The organism is Symbiopectobacterium sp., assembly GCF_051710365.1.
GTDB lineage: Bacteria > Pseudomonadota > Gammaproteobacteria > Enterobacterales > Enterobacteriaceae > Symbiopectobacterium.
The window spans coordinates 1-25,381 of sequence record NZ_JBPETA010000033.1 but is presented as its reverse complement, the minus strand read 5'-3'; the positions used below and the strand labels follow the sequence as shown (position 1 = coordinate 25,381).

Annotated in this window: 20 protein-coding genes, 1 tRNA gene and 8 pseudogenes; 10 read left to right on the top strand and 19 right to left on the bottom strand. The window is 53.8% G+C overall.

Annotated features, from left to right (window positions below; all coding sequences use genetic code 11):
- Positions 1–453: 453 nt before the first annotated feature.
- The 7 genes and pseudogenes from ACTBDZ_RS05165 to ACTBDZ_RS05135 all read right to left on the bottom strand — a co-directional run bounded on the left by ACTBDZ_RS05165 (position 454) and on the right by ACTBDZ_RS05135 (position 8,752).
- The gene (locus tag ACTBDZ_RS05165) at positions 454–1,221 is read right to left on the bottom strand and encodes an amidohydrolase (RefSeq protein WP_438814503.1); all 768 of its coding nucleotides are present in this window, start codon (positions 1,219–1,221) and stop codon (positions 454–456) included.
- Positions 1,209–1,751, bottom strand: a pseudogene (locus ACTBDZ_RS05160) (aminotransferase class I/II-fold pyridoxal phosphate-dependent enzyme); the annotation flags it as partial. The gene ACTBDZ_RS05165 and the pseudogene ACTBDZ_RS05160, both read right to left, overlap by 13 nt.
- A complete protein-coding gene (locus ACTBDZ_RS05155; RefSeq protein ID WP_438814502.1) occupies positions 1,649–2,329 on the bottom strand; it encodes a 3-oxoacid CoA-transferase subunit B in 681 nt (226 codons plus the stop codon). The gene ACTBDZ_RS05155 and the pseudogene ACTBDZ_RS05160, both read right to left, overlap by 103 nt.
- A 2-nt stretch (positions 2,330–2,331) precedes the next feature.
- Entirely contained in the window at positions 2,332–2,991 is a 660-nt protein-coding gene (gene atoD, locus ACTBDZ_RS05150; RefSeq protein ID WP_438814501.1) for an acetate CoA-transferase subunit alpha, read from the bottom strand.
- A 207-nt stretch (positions 2,992–3,198) separates the two neighbouring features.
- Complete coding sequence (gene atoC, locus ACTBDZ_RS05145) at positions 3,199–4,605, bottom strand: acetoacetate metabolism transcriptional regulator AtoC (RefSeq protein WP_438814500.1); 1,407 nt, start codon at positions 4,603–4,605, stop codon at positions 3,199–3,201.
- On the bottom strand, positions 4,602–6,452 hold the full coding sequence (gene atoS, locus ACTBDZ_RS05140; protein ID WP_438814499.1) for a two-component system sensor histidine kinase AtoS: 1,851 nt from the start codon (positions 6,450–6,452) through the stop codon (positions 4,602–4,604). Before atoS ends, atoC begins: the two co-directional genes overlap by 4 nt.
- Before the next feature lie 176 nt (positions 6,453–6,628).
- Positions 6,629–8,752 (bottom strand): annotated as a pseudogene (locus tag ACTBDZ_RS05135) (acyl-CoA dehydrogenase).
- 360 nt (positions 8,753–9,112) lie between these two features.
- Between ACTBDZ_RS05135 and lpcA the strand changes: the two are divergent.
- Positions 9,113–9,697, top strand: coding sequence for a D-sedoheptulose 7-phosphate isomerase (gene lpcA, locus ACTBDZ_RS05130; protein ID WP_438814498.1), 585 nt, complete (start codon positions 9,113–9,115; stop codon positions 9,695–9,697).
- Positions 9,698–9,735: 38 nt separating this feature from the next.
- Positions 9,736–10,503 (top strand): class II glutamine amidotransferase, encoded by a 768-nt coding sequence (locus ACTBDZ_RS05125; protein WP_438814497.1) that lies wholly within the window; start codon positions 9,736–9,738, stop codon positions 10,501–10,503.
- Here the strand turns inward: ACTBDZ_RS05125 and dpaA are convergent.
- Complete coding sequence (gene dpaA, locus ACTBDZ_RS05120) at positions 10,474–11,196, bottom strand: peptidoglycan meso-diaminopimelic acid protein amidase (RefSeq protein ID WP_438814496.1); 723 nt, start codon at positions 11,194–11,196, stop codon at positions 10,474–10,476. The genes ACTBDZ_RS05125 and dpaA overlap by 30 nt on opposite strands.
- 224 nt (positions 11,197–11,420) lie before the next feature.
- Positions 11,421–12,191 (bottom strand): annotated as a pseudogene (locus ACTBDZ_RS05115) (class I SAM-dependent methyltransferase).
- Between the two features lie 191 nt (positions 12,192–12,382).
- Here ACTBDZ_RS05115 and ACTBDZ_RS05110 point away from each other — a divergent pair.
- Positions 12,383–13,192: a helix-turn-helix transcriptional regulator gene (locus ACTBDZ_RS05110; protein WP_438814505.1), complete on the top strand. Its 810-nt coding sequence runs from the start codon at positions 12,383–12,385 to the stop codon at positions 13,190–13,192.
- A 55-nt stretch (positions 13,193–13,247) separates the two neighbouring features.
- On the top strand, positions 13,248–14,306 hold the full coding sequence (gene dinB, locus ACTBDZ_RS05105) for a DNA polymerase IV (protein ID WP_438814495.1): 1,059 nt from the start codon (positions 13,248–13,250) through the stop codon (positions 14,304–14,306).
- A 55-nt stretch (positions 14,307–14,361) separates the two neighbouring features.
- Here the strand turns inward: dinB and pepD are convergent, their stop codons facing one another.
- Positions 14,362–15,822, bottom strand: a complete 1,461-nt coding sequence (pepD, locus tag ACTBDZ_RS05100; RefSeq protein ID WP_438814494.1) for a beta-Ala-His dipeptidase — start codon at positions 15,820–15,822, stop codon at positions 14,362–14,364.
- 416 nt (positions 15,823–16,238) lie between these two features.
- On the opposite strand from pepD, the gene gpt reads away from it, so the two are divergent.
- The 6 genes and pseudogenes from gpt (at position 16,239) to ACTBDZ_RS05070 (ending at position 21,398) form a co-directional block, all read left to right on the top strand.
- Positions 16,239–16,697: a xanthine phosphoribosyltransferase gene (gene gpt / locus ACTBDZ_RS05095; protein WP_438814493.1), complete on the top strand. Its 459-nt coding sequence runs from the start codon at positions 16,239–16,241 to the stop codon at positions 16,695–16,697.
- 169 nt (positions 16,698–16,866) lie between these two features.
- On the top strand, positions 16,867–18,117 hold the full coding sequence (frsA, locus tag ACTBDZ_RS05090; protein ID WP_438814492.1) for an esterase FrsA: 1,251 nt from the start codon (positions 16,867–16,869) through the stop codon (positions 18,115–18,117).
- A gap of 97 nt (positions 18,118–18,214) precedes the next feature.
- A pseudogene (gene crl, locus ACTBDZ_RS05085) lies at positions 18,215–18,589 on the top strand (sigma factor-binding protein Crl).
- Between the two features lie 141 nt (positions 18,590–18,730).
- A pseudogene (gene proB, locus ACTBDZ_RS05080) lies at positions 18,731–19,870 on the top strand (glutamate 5-kinase).
- 10 nt (positions 19,871–19,880) lie between these two features.
- Positions 19,881–21,134, top strand: a complete 1,254-nt coding sequence (gene proA / locus ACTBDZ_RS05075) for a glutamate-5-semialdehyde dehydrogenase (protein ID WP_438814491.1) — start codon at positions 19,881–19,883, stop codon at positions 21,132–21,134.
- A gap of 188 nt (positions 21,135–21,322) precedes the next feature.
- Positions 21,323–21,398, top strand: a tRNA-Thr gene (locus ACTBDZ_RS05070).
- Between the two features lie 14 nt (positions 21,399–21,412).
- On the opposite strand, the pseudogene ACTBDZ_RS05065 reads toward ACTBDZ_RS05070, so the two are convergent.
- The 9 genes and pseudogenes from ACTBDZ_RS05065 to ACTBDZ_RS05025 form a co-directional block, all read right to left on the bottom strand.
- A pseudogene (locus ACTBDZ_RS05065) lies at positions 21,413–22,576 on the bottom strand (tyrosine-type recombinase/integrase).
- Between the two features lie 12 nt (positions 22,577–22,588).
- The gene (locus ACTBDZ_RS05060) at positions 22,589–22,804 is read right to left on the bottom strand and encodes a helix-turn-helix domain-containing protein (protein WP_438814490.1); all 216 of its coding nucleotides are present in this window, start codon (positions 22,802–22,804) and stop codon (positions 22,589–22,591) included.
- A 40-nt stretch (positions 22,805–22,844) separates the two neighbouring features.
- The gene (locus tag ACTBDZ_RS05055; RefSeq protein WP_438814489.1) at positions 22,845–23,108 is read right to left on the bottom strand and encodes a protease FtsH-inhibitory lysogeny factor CIII; all 264 of its coding nucleotides are present in this window, start codon (positions 23,106–23,108) and stop codon (positions 22,845–22,847) included.
- Between the two features lie 15 nt (positions 23,109–23,123).
- A complete protein-coding gene (locus ACTBDZ_RS05050) occupies positions 23,124–23,231 on the bottom strand; it encodes a ParE family toxin-like protein (protein ID WP_438814504.1) in 108 nt (35 codons plus the stop codon).
- Between the two features lie 167 nt (positions 23,232–23,398).
- Positions 23,399–23,836 (bottom strand): annotated as a pseudogene (locus ACTBDZ_RS05045) (phage antirepressor KilAC domain-containing protein).
- A pseudogene (locus ACTBDZ_RS05040) lies at positions 23,827–24,109 on the bottom strand (Rha family transcriptional regulator); the annotation flags it as partial. The pseudogenes ACTBDZ_RS05045 and ACTBDZ_RS05040, both read right to left, overlap by 10 nt.
- A 68-nt stretch (positions 24,110–24,177) precedes the next feature.
- Complete coding sequence (locus ACTBDZ_RS05035; RefSeq protein ID WP_438814488.1) at positions 24,178–24,705, bottom strand: Rha family transcriptional regulator; 528 nt, start codon at positions 24,703–24,705, stop codon at positions 24,178–24,180.
- Positions 24,706–24,741: 36 nt separating this feature from the next.
- Positions 24,742–24,834: a hypothetical protein gene (locus ACTBDZ_RS05030; RefSeq protein ID WP_438814487.1), complete on the bottom strand. Its 93-nt coding sequence runs from the start codon at positions 24,832–24,834 to the stop codon at positions 24,742–24,744.
- A 226-nt stretch (positions 24,835–25,060) separates the two neighbouring features.
- Complete coding sequence (locus ACTBDZ_RS05025) at positions 25,061–25,213, bottom strand: hypothetical protein (protein WP_438814486.1); 153 nt, start codon at positions 25,211–25,213, stop codon at positions 25,061–25,063.
- Positions 25,214–25,381: the final 168 nt, after the last annotated feature.

The window sequence follows — 25,381 nt, the reverse complement described above, 5'->3', positions numbered from 1 at the left end:
GCCAATGGCAACATTACTTGATGGTAAACGGGTCTGGGCAGAAAAAAATCTGAACCAGATTTAATCTGACAGACACCTGTATAAATAACCGGTAACTGTCAGATCAGGTCTGAGCTAGTACACATCAGGTGCTTTTATGCTACGTTTGCGTAGGGTTTCGTGCGCGAAAATGTGTCGTTTATCTCTGCCACTCGCGTAGCACGCGCCCGACGAGGGGAATGCAATCGCCCATTCCCCTCGACCCCAGGCTATTTGCGCAATGCCGTCGCTACGCGATACCTTCGGAAAACGCTGCCGCCGGACGGACCGCCAGCGACGCGTTCCAGACGCGGCGCTGGCTTTCGCAGCATCCATGCTGCTCATCCTGGCGTCATCCTTTTCCTCAGCGCCATTCAACGCGGGAGGTCAACCCCAAATACCTAAGAGAAATAGCAGCCTGTGCCGTCTCACTGACTACAGTGTAAATCTGTCCGCATCACGCCATGCCGGAAACGCTTCACGGTAGCTTTGCAGCGCTTCCAGCGACAGCTCTGCGCTGATTTGCGCGGGCTGGTTCTCTGGCGCACGTGCGACGATCTCACCCAGCGGGTTGATTATCTGGCTGTCACCCTGATAACTGTGATCGTTGCCATCAGCGCCGACACGGTTGCATCCTGCTACGTAGGCCTGATTTTCAATCGCGCGCGCCGCGAGCAGCGTACGCCAATGGTGAGCGCGCGGGGCGGGCCAGTTCGCTACGTACAACGCCAGCTCGTAATCCTGGCGGTTGCGTGACCACACCGGGAAACGCAGGTCATAGCAAATCTGCGGCAATATCCGCCAGCCACGCCATTCGATAATCAGGCGTTCATGTCCGGCTTCAAAATGGTGGTGCTCATTGGCCATGCGAAACAGGTGGCGTTTGTCATAGTGGTAAACGTCGCCCAGCGGTGAAACCAGCACAAAGCGGTTTACTGCGCCTTTGGGCGTGGAAACAGCAATGCTGCCGCCGACAAGTGCATTGGTCTCTTTGGCCCACTCTTGCAGCCAGGTTTCCACCACCGATTGTGACAGCCCCTTGCCCGCGGCATTCATGGAGAATCCGGTGGTAAACATTTCTGGCAGCACGATAAGATCGCTGCCGCGCACCGTTTCCAACTCGGCATCGAAATGGCTCAGGTTGGCTGGCCCATCAAGCCATACCAGGGGCTGTTGTAGTAGCGTGATAGTTAAAGTCGACATAAGCGCTCCGCTGCCGCTTGCAAGGTAGATTCCTGTTTAGCAAAGCATAGCCGAATCAATTTGTGTGGGAAGAGGTCGGCGCAGAAAACCGAGAGTGGGATCGCCGCCACGCCAGCGTGTTCCGTCAGCCAGCGACAGAAGGTGACATCATCAAGATCAGAAATGGCACTGTAATCCGCCAGCAGGAAGTAAGTTCCTTCACAGGGGAGCACTTCAAAACTGCTGGCGGAGAGCGCATTGACCAGAAAATCACGGCGTGCCCGATAGAATTCCGGCAGTTCCTGCCAGTGCTCTGGCGCATGGCGCAGCATATCGGCTATGGCTAATTGTGCCGGCGTATTGACGGAGAACGTGAGGTACTGGTGTACTTTGCGAATTTCTGCACTGATGGCCTCAGGCGCAATGCAATAACCCACTTTCCAACCAGTCATGTGGTAGGTCTTGCCGAAGGAAGAGACCGCGATAGCGCGTTGGCGCAGCTCGCTGTGGCGCAGAACGCTGGCGTGTCCTTCTGGTGCAAAGCAGATGTGTCCACGTCATGACCCGGTGCGATTTCGGTGAGCCACATGGCACCGTTAATAAAACGGAACACGGCCAATTCAGTGACCAGCATATGGACGGCATGCTGTGCGGTCAGCGGCATAGTGCAGCGTTTAAGTATTTTGGCGGTGCCGTCTTTGGCGCAGTGTTCCATGGCGATGATCACTTTCTTCGCGCCGGTAACCAAATCCATCGCACCGCCCATGCCGGGCACCATCTTACCGGGGACGACCCAGTTGGCCAGATTGGCCTCTTCATCCACTTGCAGGCCACCCAGCACGCAGGCATCCACGTGACCGCCGCGGATCAGGGCAAAGGAGAACGCGCTGTCGAACATCGCTGCGCCGGGCAGAATACCGCAGGGTTGCCCGCCGGCGTTGACCAGATCGGGGTGCGGCTCGGTTATCGGGCCAAGGCCGAGAAAACCATTTTCTGATTGCAGAGTGATATCAATGCCTTCCGGCAGATAGTTAGCCACCTGCGTCGGCAGACCAATCCCCAGATTGACCACATCGCCATCTTGCAGTTCTTGCGCCACGCGGCGCGCAATACGTTGTTTGGCATCCATGATTAACGCTCCTCGGGGGTAATGATGTAATCAATCAGAGCACCGGGCGTGATCACCCGATCCGGCGCGATGTCGCCGATAGCGACCAGTTCATCCGGTTCGACCAGCGTGATATCTGCGGCGAGAGCCAGCAGCGGGTTGAAGTTTCTGGCGCTGAGTTGGTAAGTCAGATTGCCGAGCGCATCGGCCTGATGGGCGCGAATCAGTACCAAATCTGCGCGTAATGGGCGTTCCAGCAGATAGGTAACGTTATCCAGCGTGATGCGCTGTTTGCCTTCTTCCACCACGGTGCCGACGCCTGTTGGGGTAAGCACGCCGCCCAGTCCGGCACCGCCGCAGCGGATCTGTTCGATGAGGGTTCCCTGCGGGACCAATTGCACTTCCATTTCGCCGTTAATCATGCGGCGGCCAGTTTCCGGGTTGGTGCCGATGTGTGAGGCGATCACTTTCTTCACCCGGCCGTTGACAATCAGTGGGCCAATGCCGGTATCGATGAACGCGGTGTCGTTGGCGATCAGCGTCAAGTCGCGCACGCCGGAATCGAGTAACGCATTAACCAGACGGGGGGGCGTGCCAATTCCCATAAAACCGCCCACCATGATGGTCATGCCATCACGGAACAAGCGGCTAGCCTGCGGTAAGGTAAGATGTTTATCTTTCATTATTTTTCCCTTTGTATACGCCGAAGTGGGTACGGGCAGGTAATAGCAAGGCGGGTGTCAGCTGTGTTTTTCAGGCAATAAAATTTTTATTTATGATGTTTTTCAATGAGTTGTTTTTGTTCTTTTCGCTGTGAACGATGCCAGGCAGGCGGTGGGAAGTGAGAAGGAATTTGCACAGTGCGCAAATTCCTTCTCAGGCTAAAGGGGTCAGGCGTCCGTTTTCGGAAGAAGGGTTTCTATGCCGTATTCTTGCAGTTTATACATCAGCGCCCGGCGGCTGATACCCAGCTGCAATGCGCTGTGGGTGCGATTGCCCTGATGTTTTTCCAGCGTGGAGATAATCACCTGCTTTTCGTAGCGCTTGATCTCTTCTTTCAGGCTGGATTCCCCTTGAGTGAATGACAGCGGCGGCTTTTCTCCATCGGCGCTGGTGGCTGCACAATGCAGCTGTGCGGGCAGATCGTCGGCGAAAACCAACACGCCGGTGCTCATGATCACCGCACGCTCAATCACATTCGATAACTCTCTAATATTGCCAGGCCAGTGCCAGGCTTGCAGAACCGCCAGCGCGGCCGGATCGATATCGATGATTTCACGCTGATTTTCCGCACAGAACTTTTGCAGAAAATGGTTGGCTAGCAGCGGAATGTCGTGCTGACGTTCGCGTAACGGGGGGATTTCCAGATGGATCACGTTGAGGCGATAAAACAGATCCTGACGGAAATCACCGCTATCGACCATGGCGGCGAGGTTGCGGTTAGTGGCGGCAATGATACGGATATCCACTTTCACCGTGTTGTGCCCACCCACCCGTTTAAACTCGCGTTCTTGCAAAACGCGCAGCAGTTTTACCTGTAAATTAAGCGGCATTTCGCCCACTTCATCCAGCAGCAGTGTCCCCTGATGGGCGCGCTCAAAGAGTCCTTGCCGTTGCACCTGAGCACCAGTAAAGGCCCCTTTCTCATGACCGAACAGTTCGCTTTCCAGTAACGATTCTGGCAGCACCGCGCAGTTGATTTTGATAAAGGGTCCGTTGGCTCGCCGGCTGTTGTAGTGAATGGCGCGGGCGATCAGCTCTTTGCCCGTGCCGCTTTCACCGCTGATCAACACACTGGCCTGACTGAGTGCGATCTTGGCCGTGTCGCGGCAGATCTCCATCATCCGCGGGCTGTTGGTCAGTATGTGCCCCCATTGCCAACTGTCGCTCAGCGCCTGATGCAAATGGCGAATCTCCTGCTTCATCGCCTGGAGTTGCAGTGCACGCTGAATGATGAGCGTCAGTTCATCGAGATCGAAGGGTTTGATCACGTAATCGAATGCACCGTGGCGCAACGCTTCAACGGTGGTTTCCACGGCGGCGTAGGCCGTCATCAGAATGATGGGCGTTTTAGGGTGATGCTGGAGCATCTGTTGCAGCGCTTCGATGCCGTTGAGTCGCGGCATACGGATGTCCATCAATACCACGTCCGGCGTGTGATCGATAAAGGTCCGCACCGCTTCGCGGCCATCGCTGGCACAAAATGTTTGCTGACCGGCAAGCGAAAACGCCGTGGTGAGCATACGGCGTACATTCTCTTCATCATCGACGATCAGGATACTGTAAGTCTGTTTCATTGCGGCGTATTTCCCTGATGGTGAATCGGTAGCAAAAGGGTAAAGGCGGTGCCGTGCTCAGGATCGCTGCTAAGCTGAATGTCTCCCTGATGCGCATTGATAATGCGCTGGCTCAGCGCTAACCCGAGGCCGGTGCCCGACGCTTTGGGGGTGAAAAAGGGATCGAAAATCTTGTTTTTGTGGTGCTCGGGAATACCGCAGCCAGTGTTGCGGATGGTGACCGCCTGGCGTGCATCATCTACTTGCCAGGTTCGAATGTGGATTTGCCCGCGTGCGCTGATGGCCTGTACCGCATTGATCAATATGTTGAGGATCACTTGCCGCAGCAGTTCGCCGTCGGCTTCGATCTCTTCGAGGTCAGGCGCCAAATCTTTGCTTACGTCAATGCGGGCTTGCAGTCCGGTGGTTTGGATCAATACCAGACACTCTTCGATAAGCTGGTTCAGGCTAACCAACTGCCAATAGCCCTGACGCGGGCGGGCGAAATCGAGCAGTTGCTGAATCACCCGGTTAATGGAATAGGTCTCTTTCAGGATGATGGCGATATATTCCTGATGGATCGGGTCCGTGTCCTGCTGCTTGAGGATCTGTACGTAGCCTTTGATGGCCGTCAGCGGGTTACGCACCTCGTGGGCGACGCCCGCCATCAGTTCGCCCAGTGTCGCCAGCCGCTCCGTTTGCGCCAGCCGCCGTTGCACCTCTTTACGTGCCGTGAGATCGGAGAAGATCACCAACGCGCCGATCAGTTCATTATGGGCGTTATGGATCTGGCTGGTGGTCACACTCAGTTCAATGGTGCGATTCCGGGCGGGAAAACTCACCTCCAGCGCCACGTGTTCGGTGCCTTTTTGCAGCGTATCCAGCACCGGGCTGTCGAAATGCGTGTTGGAGAATATTTTGGCATACGGCTGGCCCAGTAACTCATCCTGCCGATAGCCGGTGATCTCCTGAGCGGCAGGGTTGATCGTGGTCACATTGCCGTGTTTGTCCACGGCGATCACGCCGTCGGCGGCACTTTCGATGATCAGATCGTTGAGGGTTTTGGTTTCGCGTAACGCCTGCGCCAACGCGTTGACACTGCGCGAGATTTTCCCCAAATCTCCCGATAATGACGGTAGCCGGGTATTCAGATTCTGCGCCAGATCCTCCAGCCCATGAGTAATCACGTCAATACTGGTACTGAAACGGCGAGAGAGCAGAATGATCAGGCACAGGCTCACTAGCAAACCCAGTGCCAGCACCGAGACAATATTGATATCCATGCGCCGCGCCTGCTGGCTGATATCTTCAGACAGCTCGTTGGCCCAGATATAACCGATGACATTGCCATCGCGGGTGATAGGCTGCATGGAATTCATGATGTTGCCACGCACCTGCTTGCCGGAATAGACCTTGGGCTGGTTGCTGGACATCACCTCTCTGCCGGGGTGGTCGGCGTTGATCGTGACACCGATGTTGGACTGGAACTGTGCCGAAGGCGCATAGGTGATGATGGCGTCCAGTGCGCGGTGGTAATAGCCTGCGCCGACGCCGTTAAAGGCGCGCGTGATCCTCTCGGTGATGGGGGCTAACTCCTGATTGAGCGCTTGAATACGCTCGGCATGAGGGAGGGTGGCAAAATGCGTGAACCTGTCCCCCAGTGCTTCATCCAGCAGATGGGTAATGGCAGAGAGTTTTTTCTCTTTCTCTTGCAGCAGTGCCGCCCGGCCCTCGGTTTCTACCACGTAGCCAATGGTGAGGGTGGGGATCGTGACCATGAACACCGCAATCATAATAAGCTGGTTGCGTAGACGGCGCGGGTACATCCAACTGAGCCCAGCACGTAACCCACTGAAACGGGTGTTCATCGATCCTTTCCTCTCAGCTAAAAGAGGAATTATCCGGGCAATGGCCTTGGGTTTCTCGGAGGCGCTTCAAACTCCGCGCAGATACTGAGCAGGATAATGATACGTTCAGTGAGGTAATTTAGGTACAAGGGCGAACAAAGGAAAACGCCGGACTGCGAGGGCAGCCCGGCGGATTATCAGGCGACAGCCACGGATTTTTTGGTTGCGGGTTTGGCCTGTGGTTCCTGAGCAGCCAGTGCCTCTGGCGCAAAATCATCCACATTGATGGCGCGCAATCGGCTCGCTTCGGCTCGGATCAATATCTGCGCTTCTTCTGCGGTGATATCGCCTTCTGCCAAGGCTTACTCTGCTAACCGATCGAGTCGCATGAACGGCAGAGATTTACCCAGCGCTTTCGACAGCCGCTGGTGGATCGGTTCGGCGGCCATCACATCCAGCAACGACTGTTCCAGCAGGCCCACCGGGTTGTGTTCGCTGGCCGCCAGGTATTGACCGCGTCCTAACCGGCTGCGTGTGGCACTTGGCGTTTGCAGCAGCTTGGCGACATGATGATCCAGACGATCGCTCGGCGCTGGGCTGACCTGACCCAGCGGGAATAGCGCGATGCGCATGGTTGCCGCAACCGTCCGGTTCGGGAAGTTGCGCAGCAGATCGTTCAAGGCCACTTCGGCCTGGTGCAGGCTATCTTGCACGCCCCAGTGCACCAGAGACAGGTCAGCCTGCTGGCGGCCTTCATCGTCAAAGCGTTTCAGCGTTGCTGAGGCGAGATAAAGTTAGCTCAACACATCACCCAACCGAGCGGAGATGCGTTCCCGACGTTTCAAATCGCCGCCCAGCACCGCCATCGACACATCCGCCAGCAGAGCCAGGTTAGCACTCAGGCGATTCATCCGCTGATAGTAGTGGCGGGTAGCATCTTTGGTCGGTGCATGACTCAAATGCCCATTGCTGAGTCCCAGCCACAGGCTACGAGCCAGATTGATGCCGACATGCCCGATATGGCCAAACAGTGCGCGATCGAAGCTGGTCAGGTTGTCGTCCTGCGCAGCCGCCATCTCTTTGAGCACATAGGGATGGCAGCGAATCGCACCCTGCCCAAAGATAATCATGCTGCGCGTCAGGATATTAGCCCCTTCAACGGTAATCGCGATGGGGGAGCCCTGATAGCTGCGCGCCACGAAGTTGGAAGGGCCAAGGCAGATGCCTTTACCGCCGGTGATGTCCATGGCATCCAGCGTGGCGCGCTGGCCGCGATGGGTACAGTGATATTTCACGATGGCGGAGAGCACCGCCGGTTTGGCACCTTGCATGATACCTACGGTCACCAGCGTCGCGGCGGCATCCATGACGTAGGTGTTGCCTGCGATACGCGCCAGCGGTTCTTCAATCCCTTCCATTTTACCGATGGAGATTTTGAACTGGCGGGCGGCGCAGGTGCGCATAAGCCCCGGTTGCCAGCGCAATGGATTTCATGCCCCCCCGTCGAGTTGGACGGCAGAGTAATACCGCGCCCCACCGACAGGCATTCCATCAGCATACGCCAGCCCTGACCGGCCATTTTGGGTCCGCCGATAATGTAATCGAGCGGCACGAAAATGTTTTCTCCTTGCGTCGGGCCGTTTTAGAACGGCACATTAAGCGGGAAGTGGCGGCGACCAATTTGTACGCCGGGCGTGCTGGTCGGGATCAGCGCACAGGTAATACCGATATCGTCTTCGTCTCCCAGCAGGTGATCGGGATCGTGCAGCTTGAATGCCAGCCCAAGCACGGTCGCAATCGGTGCCAACGTGATATAGCGTTTGTTCCAGGTTAAACGCATACCCAGCACTTGCTCACCTTGCCATTCGCCGTAGCACACAATGCCGACATCAGGAATCGAGCCCGCATCGGAGCCCGCTTCCGGGCTGGTGAGTGCAAAACAAGGAATTTCCTGGCCGCGCCAGACGTGGCAGGTAGTGATCTTTCTGATCTTCAGTGCCGTAATGTTGCAACAGTTCGCCTTCCCACCAGGTAGTCCCGGCGTTGATGGCCTCTTTCTCGGTATTTGACATGGCGGGCATCACCTTCTTAAACACCCTCAGGGCAGGGGCCGACAGTGCCTTTTGGAGCAGCGCGGTCACTACCAGTGGCGCCAGCACCACCAGCAGCGGCAACAACAACAACCAGTAGGACCACAGCCCACCAGCACCCATCAACGCGAAGTAGGCCACGAGCAACGCGGCGCTGAGCGGCAGATTCACCCGGTGATAAAACAGGGCTCCCACCATTATCAGCAAAACAAGAATACTGACTGCGACCATATTTCGTCTCCAGAGTTGTCATCGGCCGTTAATCCGATCCGTTCACGTTGCGCCTGCGCGCATCCCACTCATTCCTGTTATCACTACGGCAAACATCTGCTAAGAGGTCTGACCTGTATGTGTATAGTGTGTAGTGCATCGCGTCTTTTTTATCAATTTATTTACAACGCAATTACAACTTAACTCACAAACTGGTGTGTTTTTACCCCGGTAGTGATAAACATCAGCAATTGTCTTGATTGCGACATAGCGTACTTCTCGCAGTTTCCACGATCCGTTACACTGCCAGCATTCCCTCTGCGCGCACCTCCCGTGCGATGCAGAGTTATCGCCTGTTACCGAACAAAACGAGAGGATCCTATGTATCGGGACTTAATCCGTAGTGAACTGAAAGAGGCTGCGGCTACGCTGGACGCTTTTCTGAGTGACGACGCGAACATTCAGTCGATCCAGAATGCTGCGGTGCTGCTGGCTGATGCGTTCAAGGCGGGTGGCAAAGTGATTTCCTGCGGCAATGGCGGTTCACACTGCGACGCGATGCATTTTGCCGAAGAATTGACCGGTCGTTATCGTGAGAACCGCCCTGGTTATCCGGCGATTGCTATCTCCGATCCCAGCCATCTCTCCTGCGTGAGCAATGATTTTGGCTACGATTTCGTGTTTTCTCGCTACGTAGAGTCGTTGGGGCGTGAAGGGGATGTGCTGCTCGGGATTTCCACTTCGGGTAATTCCGGTAATATCATCAAAGCCATTGATGCCGCTTGCGCCAAAGGGATGAAGGTCATCACCCTGACGGGTAAAGATGGCGGCAAAATGGCGGGCACCGCGGATGTCGAAATTCGCGTACCGCACTTTGGTTACGCTGACCGTATTCAGGAAGTGCATATTAAAGCGATTCATATCCTGATTCAGTTAGTCGAAAAAGAAATGGCAAAAGGGCAGTAATCTCGCCAGGTTGCTAGTAGTAGGGAGTAGGAGGGGACATGTGTGAACTGCTTGGGATGAGCGCAAACGTTCCGACGGATATTTGTTTCAGTTTTACCGGGCTTATACAGCGCGGCGGCGGCACCGGGCCACACAAAGATGGCTGGGGCATTACCTTCTACGAAGGCAATGGTTGTCGCACGTTCAAAGATCCGTTGCCGAGTTTCAACTCTCCTATTGCCCGCTTGGTGCAGGAATATCCGATCAAATCCTGCGCGGTGGTGTCGCACATTCGTCAGGCGAATCGCGGCGCGGTCACGCTGGAAAATACCCACCCCTTTACCCGCGAGCTGTGGGGGCGTAACTGGACGTTCGCCCATAACGGTCAGTTGAAGGGGTATCGCGGGCTGAAAACCGGCCATTTCCGCCCCGTGGGACAAACGGACAGCGAGTACGCTTTCTGCTGGCTGCTCAATCAGTTGGCGCAGCGTTACCCACGCTCGCACGCCAGTTGGCCTGCGGTGTTCCGCTTTATCGCATCGCAAGCCGATGTGCTGAGAGGTAAAGGCGTGTTCAACATGCTGCTCTCTGACGGACGTTTTGTGATGGGATACTGCTCCACCAAGCTGTACTGGATCACGCGGCGTGCGCCTTTTGGCAAGGCAACGTTATTGGATCAGGACGTGGAAATCGATTTTCAGCAGCAAACGACGCCCAACGATGTGGTGAACGTGCTGGCGACGCAGCCGCTGACAGGGAATGAAACCTGGCATCAAATTATGCCAGGTGAGTTCGTGTTATTTTGTTTGGGTGAACGCGTAGCGTGAGGGTTTTTCACTGCTGATAACGGATGGGTTAACCACATACTGTCCGTTATTTATCGTGATTAACGGTGGCTGATAATTCTGATTGAAATACGCATAGCCCGGCTGAAGTTGGCGCCAGAAACTGTTATACGTGGAATTACGGTGGCGCTGCATGTTGGTTTCCGTCATACGGAAAGGATATATCGCCAAATCAATTTTGGTTTGTCCATTACGCAACGCCGCTTCGGCGTAACGGTAAATTTCGTCGATATAGTTGTTGGTCATGGCATAACAGCCAACAGAGACGCATTCACCGTGAATCATCAAATAGCGACCGGAAGAGCCTTGCGTCCGATCGTATTCATTAGGAAAACCAATGTTGATCGCTTTGTAGTAATGGCTATCGGGTTTTAACTGCCGCAGATCAACCTGATAGAAGCCTTCCGGGCTTTTCAGATCGCCCTCGACACGCTTGGGCCCTAATCCGCCGGAATATTTGCAGATGGGATAGTGTTCCAGCAGGCGATATTCATTTCCTACCTTGGCGTACAGTTCCAGTATCCGCTCTTCTTTGAAGATCTGAATATAGATCGGTGAACCTAATAATTGTTGTTTTAATTCTTTTGCTATGGGAGCCGGTTCACTGGCGACACTGGTAACAACGACGGATGGCAAAAAAAACAACATCGCAATAGACAGCGCGATTTTTTGCATTATTAATCCTGATGGTAAAAGCTGTGTGACAAACGATAGCCGCTGCCCTGCTCATCTTTTGTGAAGCAGGCGCAGCCACATTATCATTGCGTTTATTTTTATCAAGCGAGAAAAGCGGCAAAACGGCATTTTTACGTTAAGAAAACGGTGACACTGCTTTTTCTCTGCGTTTCTACAAGCGTATTGACAGGAAAAAACATTGTCACCTGATGTGTCAGCCCTATTTATGCGCGTTGCGCTTCAATGGTCATGATATCCGTGCTGAACGATCCATCGGCTTGAATCGCAAAATAGTCGATGACCTCTGTGGACAAGGTTTTTTGCAGCGCCAGGATCGCGGTGGAGAAATGCGGCGGTGTGCGCATGCGGGCAATCCAACTGCTGAACTCCAGCGGCAGTTTGTCCGCCTGAAGCTGACGTATGGCAAAACCCGCTTCGGTCAGCAGCGTCATCCACTCACCCGGCGCGTAGTTACGCACATGTGAAGTATCACGCAGCATTTCCACCGTTTGCAGGTAGATATCCAGCACCGGATGGCCCGGCGAAACCACATCCATCAGGATCACGGTGCCTCCCGGCTTCAACACGCGCTGTATTTCACGTAATGCCCGCCCTACGTCGTGCCAGTGATGTGCTGAATAGCGGCTAATGACCACATCGGCGCTGGCGCTGGCAAAGGGCAGAGACTCCGCAGGGCCATGTTGGGTGTGGATGTTGTTCAGCCCCCTCTACTGTGCCGTCTGCGCCACGACGTTCAGCATCTCCGTCGAAAGATCGTATGCCGTCACGCGGGCGACCTGCTGCGCTGCAACAAAGCTGGCATGGCCTGCGCCACACCCCACATCGATAATGTGTGCATCGGGAAACGCGGCAAGGCGCTCTGCCAGCCAGGTGAGATCTTTGCCTTGCGCGTGTACCGCGCTGTTTAAATAGTGCTGCGCCTGTGCGCCAAATTGTTCAACGACGTGCTGATGGTGATTCGGTGTAGTTTTCATCATGGCTCTCATGCTGTTGGCGAAGGTAAGACGCAGCGCTACGTCGACCTGAATGACCCGAGTTGTTGTTACTATAGGCAGCCTCTGATACGGGTATAATATGAACATTTATACTGGTATAAAATAGTGCTAGTTTGATTAACACGATTCGCATTAACCAACGTATTGCTTACCAACACGGTCAAAAGAACATGAGTAATGGCTCACTGAGTGGTCCAAAGGCATTGGGCGCTTTTTTGCGTGCACAACGTGAAATGCTCGCCCCGGAGAGAGTCGGGCTACCCGTTGCAGGGCGGCGACGCACCAGCGGCTTGCGCCGTGAAGAGTTAGCGCAGCTGAGCCGCATCAGCACCACCTGGTACACCTGGATAGAACAGGGGCGTGAGGTCTCCGTCTCTCCTGCCGCGCTAGCGCGATTGGCTGTGGCGTTACAGCTTGCTCCCGCAGGGCGTGAATATTTGTTTAACCTGGCGAATGTTAAAGATCCGGATAAGCAGCCAGAGGCTTTGCCTTTGGGCACACAGGTGACGGCTGCGTTACGGTACATGAATTGCCCGGCTTATCTGCTGGATGGCGTGTGGAATGTGCTGGACTGGAATGCGCAGGCACAGGCGCTGTTTCGCGGCTGGTTAGGTGAGGAGCCGCAACCTAACCTGCTGCGCTTCATGTTTGTTCACCCGCTGGCAAAGCAACTGGTGGTGGATTGGCCCGAGCGCGCTCGCCGTGTGGTGGCGGAGTTTCGTGCCGAATCGAGCCATTATTCCCATGAGCTGATGCGCGAGCTGGTCATGCAATTATGTCGGGATAGTCGTGATTTCGAACGCTGGTGGACACAACAAGCGGTGATGGCGCGCGAAGGCGGCGAGCGGCGCTTTCATCACGCCACCACAGGTCAGGAGATCACTTATCAGCAGCAGACTTTTCATCCGGCATTGCATCAGGAATTCAAACTGGTGATGTTGATTCCTGCTGATACCGGAGATGGGCCTACGCCGCGTTAATCTTGCTTGCATACTGTTTTTGTTACTGTATTTTTGTACAGTTATTGGAGGGCGTATGCGTAAAATTATTCATGTCGATATGGATTGCTTCTATGCCGCCATTGAAATGCATGATAATCCGCGCCTGCGCGATATTCCTCTGGCGATTGGCGGCAGTGCGGATCGACGGGGCGTGATCAGCACCGCCAACTATCCCGCCCGCCGCTACGGCGTACACAGCGCCATGGCGACGGCGACCGCATTGCGCTTGTGCCCTCAGCTTAAGCTTCTGCCGGGGCGTATGGAGGTGTACAAAGCCACCTCGCGCCTGATTCGCGATATTTTTTCCCGCTACACTACGTTGATCGAACCCCTTTCGTTGGATGAAGCCTATCTGGATGTGACAGACAGCCCGCTGTGTAACGGTTCTGCGACGCTGATTGCTCAGGATATTCGCCAGACAATCGCCAATGAGTTACAGCTCACGGCATCTGCGGGCGTGGCTCCCATCAAGTTTCTTGCCAAAGTGGCATCGGAACAGAATAAGCCTAACGGCCAGTTTGTGATTACCCCTAACAACATGGACGCCTTCCTGCTGGCGTTGCCGTTGGAAAAAATCCCGGGCGTGGGTAAGGTGACGGCAAAACGGTTGGAAGAGAAGGGCTTGCACACTTGCGCAGATGTGAGGCAGTACGATTTGGCCGAATTGCTGCGCCAGTTTGGCAAATTTGGCCGTGTGCTATGGGAGCGCTGCCATGGCATTGACGAGCGTGCGGTTTCTCCCGATCGTTTGCGTAAATCTGTGGGTGTGGAAAAGACGCTGGCTGCCGATATCCACCATTGGCATGAGTGCGAGGGGCTGGTGGAACAACTCTATCAGGAACTGGAATTGCGCCTGCGGCGCGTGAAACCAGACCTGCATATCGCCCGTCAGGGCGTAAAACTGAAGTTTGATGATTTTTGCCAGACCACGCAGGAACACGTATGGCCTGAACTGAATAAGCAGGATCTGCTGCGGTTGGCACGGCAAACCTGGGAAGAACGGCGTCAGACGCGAGGCGTCAGGTTGGTTGGGTTACACGTTACTTTGCTTGATCCGAAAATGGAACGCCAACTGCTGCTGAATTTGGAGTAATGGGAAGTGAAGTCACTGACGCGCCGGTGGCAGTAAATACCCCGGCGCGCCTTGATTACGCTTTTTCTGGGATAGCTGCCAGCAGCGCTGTCAGCAGTTGCCAGTAGCGGCCTACGCTTGCGACGTGCACTTGTTCATCGGGTGAATGCGGTCCGGTAATGGTGGGCCCAATGGAAACCATGTCCATGTTCGGGTAGGGCTTTTTAAATAACCCACACTCAAGCCCGGCGTGAATAACCATGACGTTCGGCGTGGTGTCGAACAGTTTCTGGTAAGTCTCACGCACCAGTTGCATCACCGGTGAATGGGCATCCGGTTTCCAGCCCGGGTAGCCGCCTTTCGGTGCGGTGTGAGCGCCCGCTAACTGACCCAACGCCGTCAACGTTCCGACCACGGCATCTTTACCGCTGTCGATCAGCGAACGGATCAAGCAGACGATTTCTGCCTGTTCTGCGTTCATGGTGACCACGCCCAGATTGAGCGAGGTTTCTACCACGCCTTTGACTTCATCACTCATACGAATGACGCCATTCGGGGTGGAATTCAGCAAAGCCAGCAGGCGATCGCGGGATTCGGCGGTGAGCGGCTGGGCATCGCTGGAGGTTTCTTCCAGAACCAGCGTCAGGTTTTTCTCCACGGCAGCCAGTTCGTGTTGCAACGTCGCCAGATACTGCTCTGCCAGCGTTTTCAGCGTGGCGACGTTGCCCGCCGGAACGACCAGCGTGGTGAAGACCTCACGCGGAATGGCGTTACGCAGGGTGCCGCCATTTAAATCCAGCACGCGAATATCCGTTTTCGCGGCGTGCTGGAACAGAAAACGTGCCAGCAGCTTATTGGCATTACCCAGACCCAAATGAATATCGCAGCCGGAGTGGCCGCCTTTTAGCCCTTTCAACGTCAGTTTGAAGGTGGAAAGACCTGCGGGCAGTGCTTCGCGCGTCAGCGGCAGACGGGTGATAAAATCGATCCCGCCGGCGCAGCCCATGTACACTTCACCTTCTTCTTCTGAATCGGTGTTGATCAAAATATCGCCCTGCAACCAGTTGGGCTGCAAACCGAAGGCGCCATCCATACCGGATTCTTCCGTCATGGTCAGCAGCACTTCCAGCGGGCCATGTTTCACGCGATCGTCTGCCAGCACCGCCAGCGCGGATGCCATACCAATACCGTTATCCGCACCCAGCGTAGTGCCGCGTGCTTTGACCCAGTCGCCATCCACATAAGGTTGGATAGGGTCAGTGGTAAAATCGTGTACGGTGTCATTGTTTTTCTGCGGCACCATATCCAGGTGCGCCTGCAATACTACCGCTTTGCGGTTTTCCAGCCCCGGCGTTGCTGCTTTACGCAGCAGGATATTTCCTACTGCATCGCGCTCGGCGTGAATATTACGCCCTTTGGCCCAGGCTAAAATGTGCTGCGCCAACGCCTCTTCATGGTAAGAAGGATGGGGAATGGAACAGATGGTGGCAAAAATATCCCATAAAGGCTGGGGAGCAAGTTGAGACAGTTCAGACACGATTAGCGTCTCCTCGTTAGCAGACCCGTCTGCGCATCAGGTGCGTAAGGACTGCAAGTTAAACGTTTCGGGTTGTGCCGCCGCAATCGGCACGTCAGTGACAGAATATCACTTTCCTTATCTTTTGATGTATCTTCAATTTGTATTACCGATGGTCATGGCATTTTATGCTTTATAAGATGAAAATTTCAGAATATCGAATTGATACTTTGCGCTAAGTAACCGGTATGGCCGTTATTTTCAGCTTTGTGCTAGGGTGTCTTTACCCGGCAATTCGAGGGCAAAAGCAAGAGGTATGCAGCGATTACGTGGATAAATACTGGTTTTTATGCTGGCGGCTATCTATAATCTCGCGCAACCTTTTCCCCCCTCAGACTCGAATTAAGCCAATTTAACGTTGGTCAGGATAGGTTTTTATGAGCGAAAAGTACGTCGTCACCTGGGATATGTTGCAAATTCATGCCCGTAAACTGGCGCAGCGTTTGCTGCCAGCCGAACAATGGAAAGGCATTATTGCCGTTAGCCGTGGCGGGTTGGTTCCCGGTGCACTGCTGGCGCGTGAATTAGGCATCCGTCATGTGGATACCGTGTGTATCTCCAGCTATGACCACGATAACCAGCGTGAGCTGACTGTCCTGAAACGTGCCGAGGGAGACGGTGAAGGGTTTATCGTGATAGACGATCTGGTGGATACCGGGGGAACGGCGAAAGCGATTCGCAATATGTATCCGAAAGCGCATTTTATCACCATTTTCGCCAAGCCTGCCGGACGCCCGCTGGTTGATGATTACGTGGTTGATATCCCGCAGGACACCTGGATTGAGCAACCGTGGGACATGGGCGTGGTGTTTGTTCCGCCCTTAGCCGGACGGTAATCGCCTTCTGGCATAGCGTTCAGACGCTAACTAATGTTATGTTAATTGCTCGGCTTTGCGCCGGGCAATTTTTTTAAAGGCTCAAAGAAGCCTGTGCAGCACTTTCATTCCGATGCGCATCTGCCGTGCGTTTTCGTGTTCTCAATCATGCCGTATCTAGGAGACTGCCGTGGTTCAAGCCAATCTCTCTGAGACACTGTTTAAACCCTCGTTCAAACATCAAGAGACATCAACGTTGGTCAGGCGCGCTCGCCACCATGAAGACGTTGAACGCCATTCCGCGCTGGAAGGGCGGTATTCAAAACACTGGTATCGCACACTGAACCGCTTGATGTGGATCTGGCGCGGTGTCGATCCACGTGAAATCGAAGAAGTGCTGGCACGGATTACGGTCAGCACTGCTAAACGCAGCAATGAACATTTTCTGGATACCGTGGTGGGTTACCGCAGCGGCAACTGGATTTACGAGTGGGCCAAGCAGGGGGCCGCCTGGCAAACCAAAGCGATGGAAAGCGAAGAGACTCAGCACGATGGCCACTATTGGCTGAATGCGGCCAATCTCTACAGCATTGCGGCTTATCCCTATATCAAAGGGGACGAACTGGCGGAGCAGGCACAAACGCTGGCAAACCGCGCCTATGAAGAAGCGGCTAACTATCTGCCGTATCAGTTAAAAGCGCTGGATTTTCCCATCGAAGGTGGCGGCAATCTGCGCGGCTTTTTGCACTTGCCTGAGCAGGGCTCAGCACCGTTCCCGACCGTGCTGATGTGTGGCACGCTCGATATGCTGCAAAGCGACTATTATCACCTGTTCTGCGACTACCTGGCTCCGGCCGGTATGGCTATGCTGACCATTGATGTGCCGTCGGTAGGCTTTTCATCGCGCTGGAAGCTAAGTGAAGACAGCAGTTTCCTGCACCGACAGGTGTTGCGCGCACTGCCTGATATCCCCTGGGTCGATAACTGTCGCGTTGGTGCCTTTGGCTTTCGTTTCGGCGCCAATATCGCGGTGCGGCTGGCCTATCTGGATCCGGGCCGTTTGCGCGGTGTCGCAACGCTTGGCCCCATTGTGCACCATTTGCTGTGTGATACGCAGCGCCAACATCAGGTGCCGGATATGTATATGGACGTGCTGGTCAGTCGCCTTGGTATGGCGAATGCCACCGACGCAGCGCTGAAAACGGAACTGGGTCGCTACTCGCTTAAAACGCAGGGGCTACTGGGCCACCGTTGCCCGACACCAATGCTGGCGGGCTATTGGGATAATGACCTGCTGTGCCCGAAAGAAGAAGCGAGCCTGATCGTCAACTCGTCCACCAACGGTAAATTGTTGCCCATCAAGGCGGCGCCGATATACCGTAATTTTCATCAGGCATTGGGCCATATCAGCGATTGGCTAAAGGGCGCGCTGAACGCCTAAGCATCGGACTCACAAAGAAAGAATAACCTGAAGCGTAGCGGTTTAATTTATTGTTGCCATCTGTTAAAAGAGAAGCTTCAACCTGAGGAGTAAACCGATGACATTACCGAGTGGACACCCGAAAGCCCGGCTCATGAAAAGTTTTGCCTCATTGGGGCCCTATCTACGCGAGAATCAGTGAGACAACGAACGTTTTTTCTTTGATTGCCTGGCGGTATGCGTTAGTGTGAAACCTGTGCCGGAAAAACGGGAATTCTGGGGATGGTGGCTCCAGTTGGAAGCCCAGGAACAGACGCTCGTTTATTCCTACCATACTGGCTTGTACGATAAAACGGGCCGTTGGCAAGAAGAGAACATTAAGGATACCGAAGTGCTGACGAAAGTGCAGGAGACGCAACGGCAGTTTCATACGCGTCTGGAAAAGTTATTACACTCTTTGGAACCAGCCTTGACGTTCACCGAGCGACCGTGAAGCCTCTCTTTTGAGTCTGCGCCGCGTTACCGTTTGCGGGAGCGTGGCAAATTCGCGTAATCTCTGTTGCCATTATGAACGTGCTTTGTGGCAACGTTTTCACTATTTCGTGTTTTGACCAACATTAACGGCAGATTAATCATGAGTGGCAGCCAGACTTTGGTTGTGAAATTGGGTACCAGCGTGTTGACCGGCGGATCGCGTCGCTTGAACCGTGCCCATATTGTTGAATTGGTTCGCCAGTGTGCACAGCAGCACGCGGCCGGACACCGTATTGTGATTGTGACGTCTGGGGCGATTGCCGCTGGGCGCGAGCATTTGGGCTATCCGGAATTGCCTGCCACCATCGCCACCAAACAACTGTTGGCCGCGGTAGGGCAGAGCCGTTTGATTCAGCTGTGGGAACAACTGTTTTCTATTTACGGCATCCATATTGGTCAAATGTTGCTGACGCGCGCGGATCTGGAAGACAGAGAACGTTTCCTCAACGCCCGCGACACGCTGCGTGCATTGCTGGATAACCGTATTGTTCCGGTGATTAATGAGAACGATGCGGTAGCCACCGCCGAAATCAAGGTTGGCGATAACGACAACCTGTCGGCACTCGCCGCGATATTGGCAGATGCGGACAAGCTGCTGTTGCTGACCGATCAGGCTGGCCTGTTTACCGCCGATCCCCGTTCCAACCCGGAGGCGGAATTGATCCGGGAAGTGGAAGGCATTACCGACGAACTGCGGCTGATTGCCGGTGGCAGCGTTTCCGGACTTGGCACGGGCGGTATGTCGACCAAATTGCAGGCTGCCGACGTAGCCTGCCGTGCCGGGATTGATGTGATCATTGCCGCAGGCAATCGCGCCGATGTGATTGGCGATGTGATTGGCGATGTGATTGGCGATGTGATTGGCGATGTGATTGGCAACGTGTCGGTCGGTACCCGTTTTCACGCCGTGGAAGCACCGCTGGAAAGCCGCAAACACTAGATCTTCGGTGCGCCGCCGGCGGGTGAAATCACCATTGATGACGGTGCGCTTTCCGCGATCGTTGAACGTGGCAGCTCTCTGTTGCCAAAAGGCATTCGCGAAGTGAAGGGTAACTTTTCTCGCGGTGAGGTCATCCGCGTTTGTACGCTGTCCGGGCGCGATTTGGCGCATGCGGTAACCCGTTACAACAGTGATGCGCTACGCATGATCGCCGGGCATCACTCGCAGCAGATTGCCGATATCCTTGGGTATGAATATGGCCCGGTGGCCGTTCATCGCGACGACATGATTATCAATTAAGGAGCACGCCATGCTGGAAAAAATGGGCAAAGTGGCTAAACAAGCCTCCTATCACCTGTCGGTGCTGAGTACGGTGCAGAAGAACCAGGCGCTGAACGTGATTGCTGACCTGCTGGAAGCAGAAAGCGCAGAGATTCTGGCCGCTAACGCACTGGACCTGGCAGACGCACGGCAAAACGGCATGAGCGCCGCGTTACAAGACCGGTTACGGCTCACGCCGCAGCGTTTGAGCGCTATTGCTGATGATGTGCGCCAGGTTTGCCGCCTGAATGACCCGATGGGTGAGGTGATTGATGGCCGCCTGCTGGATAATGGATTGAAACTGGAACGCCGTCGCGTGCCGCTGGGCGTGGTGGGCGTTATCTATGAAGCGCGCCCGAATGTGACGGTGGACGTCGCCAGCCTGTGCCTGAAAACCGGTAACGCGGTGATTCTGCGCGGCGGCAAAGAGACTTATCGTACCAATGCAGCCACGGTGAGCGTGATTCAACGCGCACTGGCGCAGAGTGGACTGCCCGCTGCTGCGGTTCAGGCGATTGAAAGCCCAGACAGAGAGCTGGTCAATCAACTGCTTAAACTGGATCGCTACGTGGATATGCTGATCCCGCGCGGTGGTGCCGGGCTGCATAAACTGTGCCGCGAGCAATCGACCATTCCGGTGATCACGGGCGGGATTGGCGTGTGCCATATTTTTGCCGATGAGAGCATTGATTTCGCCAAAGCGCTGACCGTTATTGAAAGCGCCAAGGTACAGCGCCCGAGCGCATGCAACAGCCTGGAAACGCTGCTGATTCATCGCGCCATTGCCGCGCAGTTCCTGCCTGCACTGAGCGAGAAAATGGCACAAGAGGGGGTGACGTTGCACGCCAGCCCAGAAGCCCTGGTCACGCTGCAAAGTGGGCCTGCCAACGTAGTTGCAGTGGAGGCCAAGGACTACGATGACGAATGGCTTTCTAACGACCTCAACGTGGCACTGGTGGACGACATGGATGCTGCCATTGCTCATATTCGTGAACACGGCACGCAGCATTCCGATGCCATTTTGACGCGCTCCATCAGCAATGCGGAACGCTTTGTGCGCGAGGTGGATTCCTCGGCGGTGTACGTCAATGCCAGCACCCGCTTTACCGATGGCGGACAGTTTGGCTTGGGCGCCGAAATGGCGGTGAGCACGCAGAAACTGCACGCGCGCGGCCCGATGGGGCTGGAAGCCTTGACTACCTACAAGTGGATTGGTTACGGCGAAGATTTAATCCGCGCCTGATGGCTGACTTAAGCCTGAAAGTTATAGGATTCTCCGTTATTAGCAGTGAAAATAATGAGAGAATCCTGTTATTCCTCCGGTCGTTTACAAAACCAGCAAACGGACGGCAAAGCTATTGACTTGCTGCGGTGATTTCACTACTTTGTCACCCCGTAGTCCACCGTCAGTGTCCACTGACGTGTCTCAGGGCCGATATAGCTCAGTTGGTAGAGCAGCGCATTCGTAATGCGAAGGTCGTAGGTTCGACTCCTACTATCGGCACCAGTAAAATCAATGGGTTAAGAGCTTTTGATGTCATCATGTTTACTACTGTGGGACAAATTTGGGACATGCTTATTAAAAATGGCGTCTATTTGCTTAGCGTGCTCAGTTAAATGATTCGGTGCTAGGTGTGCATATCTGCGAACCATTTCAATAGATTCCCATCCTCCCATCTCTTGTAAGACAGATAGTGATACACCAGCTTGAACTAACCAGCTAGCCCAAGTGTGTCGGAGGTCGTGAAAACGGAAATCTACGATACCTGCCCGCTTTAACGCTGCTCTCCATGCTGTATTTGCATCACTGCGCATTTTTCTGACTGATTCCGTTTTGGTGCCATCGGGCTTTGTCGATTGCTCTGTATAGACGAAAACCCATTTATTGTGTCGCCCAATCTGATCGCGTAGTACTTTGCAGGCTGTATCATTAAGTGCAATGCCAATGGCTCGTCCGGATTTACTGTCTTCTGGATTAATTCATGCTACCCGCCGCTGCATATCGATTTGTTGCCACTCAAGATTTATAATGTTTGAGCGACGTAGCCCTGTTGATAGTGCAAACCTGACAACTGATTTTAGTGGCTCGGGGCATTCGTCAATAAGACGTTCAGCCTCCGAAGGCTCAATCCATCTGATACGTCGGTTTTTTGGTTGAGGTACTTTAATTGTTGGTGCTCTATCCAACCATTTCCATTCTCGTTCAGCAGTTCGTAGTAACACTTTGATAAAAGCCAGATGAGTTGCCTTTGTCGCTGTTGCCGCAAACTGAGGAACGTATGGAGGAGGTTGTTTACCTTTTCGGCGCACAGACTCTGCCATGATACGCCAGTTCTCTTTATGTCTGCGATTAACCATTTTGTTCACAGCTGAATAGATCTTAGCCTCTGTGATATCGCGTAAGCGCATCCCTTCAAAATGTGATAGCCAGAATCCTATCCGGCTTTCATCATCAGCTATTGATTTTTTATCACCTTTCTCTTCTATCCAGCGTATACATGCTTGTTCAAAAGTAATATCGGGTGATTCACACAGCTTGTCTATTCGCCATAACTCTGACTTTCGTTTGTCGTGTAACTCCTGCGCCTCTCTTTTTTCCGTTGTTCCAAGAGACTCTTTAATTCGCTTGCCGCCTGGAAGCGAGTAGCTCGCATACCAGACGTTACCTCTGCGGAATAATGACACGCTTTGTTCTCCTCATGGTGCATCAACCGCGCTCACAGCGACAGTGTGCAACGGATTATTAAGGGCCGCAAGACATGCCTGCGGAGTAATGAGATAAGGCGACTTAGGCTTGGAGGGATTTTTGCGGGTGGCAACAAGCCGTCCAGAGCTGATCCAACTCTTTGCTGTTGGCCGAGAAATACCAAGAAAAGTACATGCTTTACTTAGCGTAAATGGATACGCCTCCATGATGGTTACCTCTGCTAAAATTAAGCCGCTGCGCCATTTGTCATGGTGGCAGGGGGGGATTTGTGAATCTCAGAAACGGTACAGTGAAGGTTGCAGACAGGGTGTGCAGTGATGCAGGTGATTTCAGGCTGTAACAGCCTTGATAAGGTGCTGGGGCAGGTCGTAGAGGTTTGCCTTGCTGCTCAAGGATATCGATAACCTTTCGGTATCCGTTTCGCAGCCATTTAACCCATTTATCCAGGTGTGTTTCTTCCGGGTGATAGCTCCCCATGAGGGCAGCATGACCCGCGAATGCATAATTCATGGTGTGCTCCTGTGATTATATTGCTATTTGGGTGTCGTATTTTGCATGGCTCATGGTCTTCCAGCTCAGGCCGTTATCTTTGGATAACATGCGCCAGTAGAGGGGAAAGCCGTATTGATAAATAACCGGTTCGTCGTATGCGTCTTGCCTGTCAGTTCGGCAATCTCACGGCTGGACATGGTTAAAATATGTTCAGATATTAAATTTTGCATAAGTAAAGTCCTCGTTAGTAAAAACGATGAAGAAAATGTAACCCCGGTGTATTACCGGGGCGGTGAAAGGACATTTAATTACGCCGGTTCGAGGCAGAACGCTTGAGACAGCTTCGCCAGTCCCTTCGGTATCACCAGCACCTGCTCGCGGATTTTGTCGGTGCCGTCGTCACAGGGGATAAGTGAAATTTTATGCTCGAGGTAGCCTGACTGGATTTTGCTCTGGTAGGCTATCTAGTTCTTGACACCGATACGGCGATAAATCCAGCCACGCTCACGCAGAAAGGCGAACAGGTCTTTGGGGCGTACCTGCAACTCCTTGGCAGCGTTGGTGATGCATATGCCGCCGTCAGATTTTGCGATGCGGTGCAGGGCTTTCACGTCTGGGGCCATCTCCTCAACTTTGCTTTCAAGGGCGATAACCTTTTCGGTGTAGGTAAGCAGGATGCCGCGCATGGCCGCCGGGTCGTTGAGCATCTGAATGGGGTCGGCAGGGATGGCTAACTGTTTTTCCAGCTCTTGCCAGCGGTCAACCAGACGGGCGGTGAACTCAGGGCAGAGTTGAGCGACGACGATAATGCTATCGCGCTTCCCCTGTTCGCCCTCAAACATATAAACTGCCGTTGGGCGGCCTGCGGTGGGCTTTTCCTCAATTTGAGGAGAAGTGATTACGCCCTTGCTAATCAGCGTTTCGATAGTCCGTTTTACGTTGTCGTGACGTTTGTTAACCAGCTCCGCGATTTCAAGGCTGGACATGGTTAATGTTTGTGCAATGGTTAAATTTTGCATGAGTAAACCTCTCACAAGTTAATGTGATTAATGGAACCCCGGCACGATCCCGGGGCGGAATTACTGGATTAGCTATCGAGCTTTTTAATCAGGTCGTCTTTGTGTATGACGAGATAGTCAGCTCGACGCGCAATCTCGAACAATGTATCGAGGCTGGCAACACATTCGTTGTCAGCAATTGGCCGGGAGCTGATGACTTTATTGTCTTGAAGGGTAAGCAGGATTTCATTGGTTACACCACTGACAGCAACTGCGCCGTGAAGCCGCTCTTCCATGCGGTTAAACTCCGCAATGTAAGCTTCCTTGAACGCTGCGGCTTTCTTGCCAGTGAAGCCCATAACGAGGAAGACAAAACCGTCCTTAGTCATTTCGTAGTAGACGACCTCGCGTGTCGCTCCACTACCAATTGCTTTATCTTTGACCATTCGCGAAAAGTTGCGGATGGTAAATTCTGGCGAGCAATCGAGGGATTCTAGCTTCTGTACGACGTGGTGGTGCTGTTTCTCGAAGTAAAGAGCTACATCTTCGGTAGTGGTGATCGCTTTACCGTTGTGGATGGTGACTTTGGGTGTAGAAAGGCTGGTATGAATGGTCATGATGACCTCCAATGGTACATTTGGGTAACGCTACCATCAGAGTTGCGAATCACTGGTGGTAGCCCAAGCGGGGTTCGCAATACCGGTGTACCCCGGCGAACCTTTCGGTTCCCCCACCTGAGCCACCATTGATATGTGACTTGGCTGGGGCCAATAAAAAAACACGCTCGCGGCGTGTCTATTGGCGCGGTTTATTCATCGGGGTGACAATCCCGGCACCTGAATTTGCAGATGCAGAGTGGCTATAGCGCATGGGTTCTCCTTGCGTCAATGGGATGGTAGATTTCGATTGTTGCCTTGCACAAAATCGCTGTAGCCCTTGTGGAATGCGGGTTCTTCCGCACATACCCCCTAGCTATACGAGTCCGCTGTTTGCCGCCTCCAACTCCGCAAGCAGGATGTCATTGAACTTTTCCAGTGCCTTATCGTTGTAGCGGAAAGCCTCAACCTGCTTGTTGCTATAGCGCGATTTATCCAGATAGTATTCGCCGAATTCCTCGGTTTTCATGTTGTTATCGTTGGCAATACGCCCAATCTTGTTCGCGGAAACATTGAACCGTCATTCCGCACCTACTTTAAGAATAAATTCGACGGTATCGCTCGCCGAGAACATCAACGATGGTCTTGTGAACAGAATTGAGGTTGGATACTTGTGGTGGTCTGTCACCAATACTGA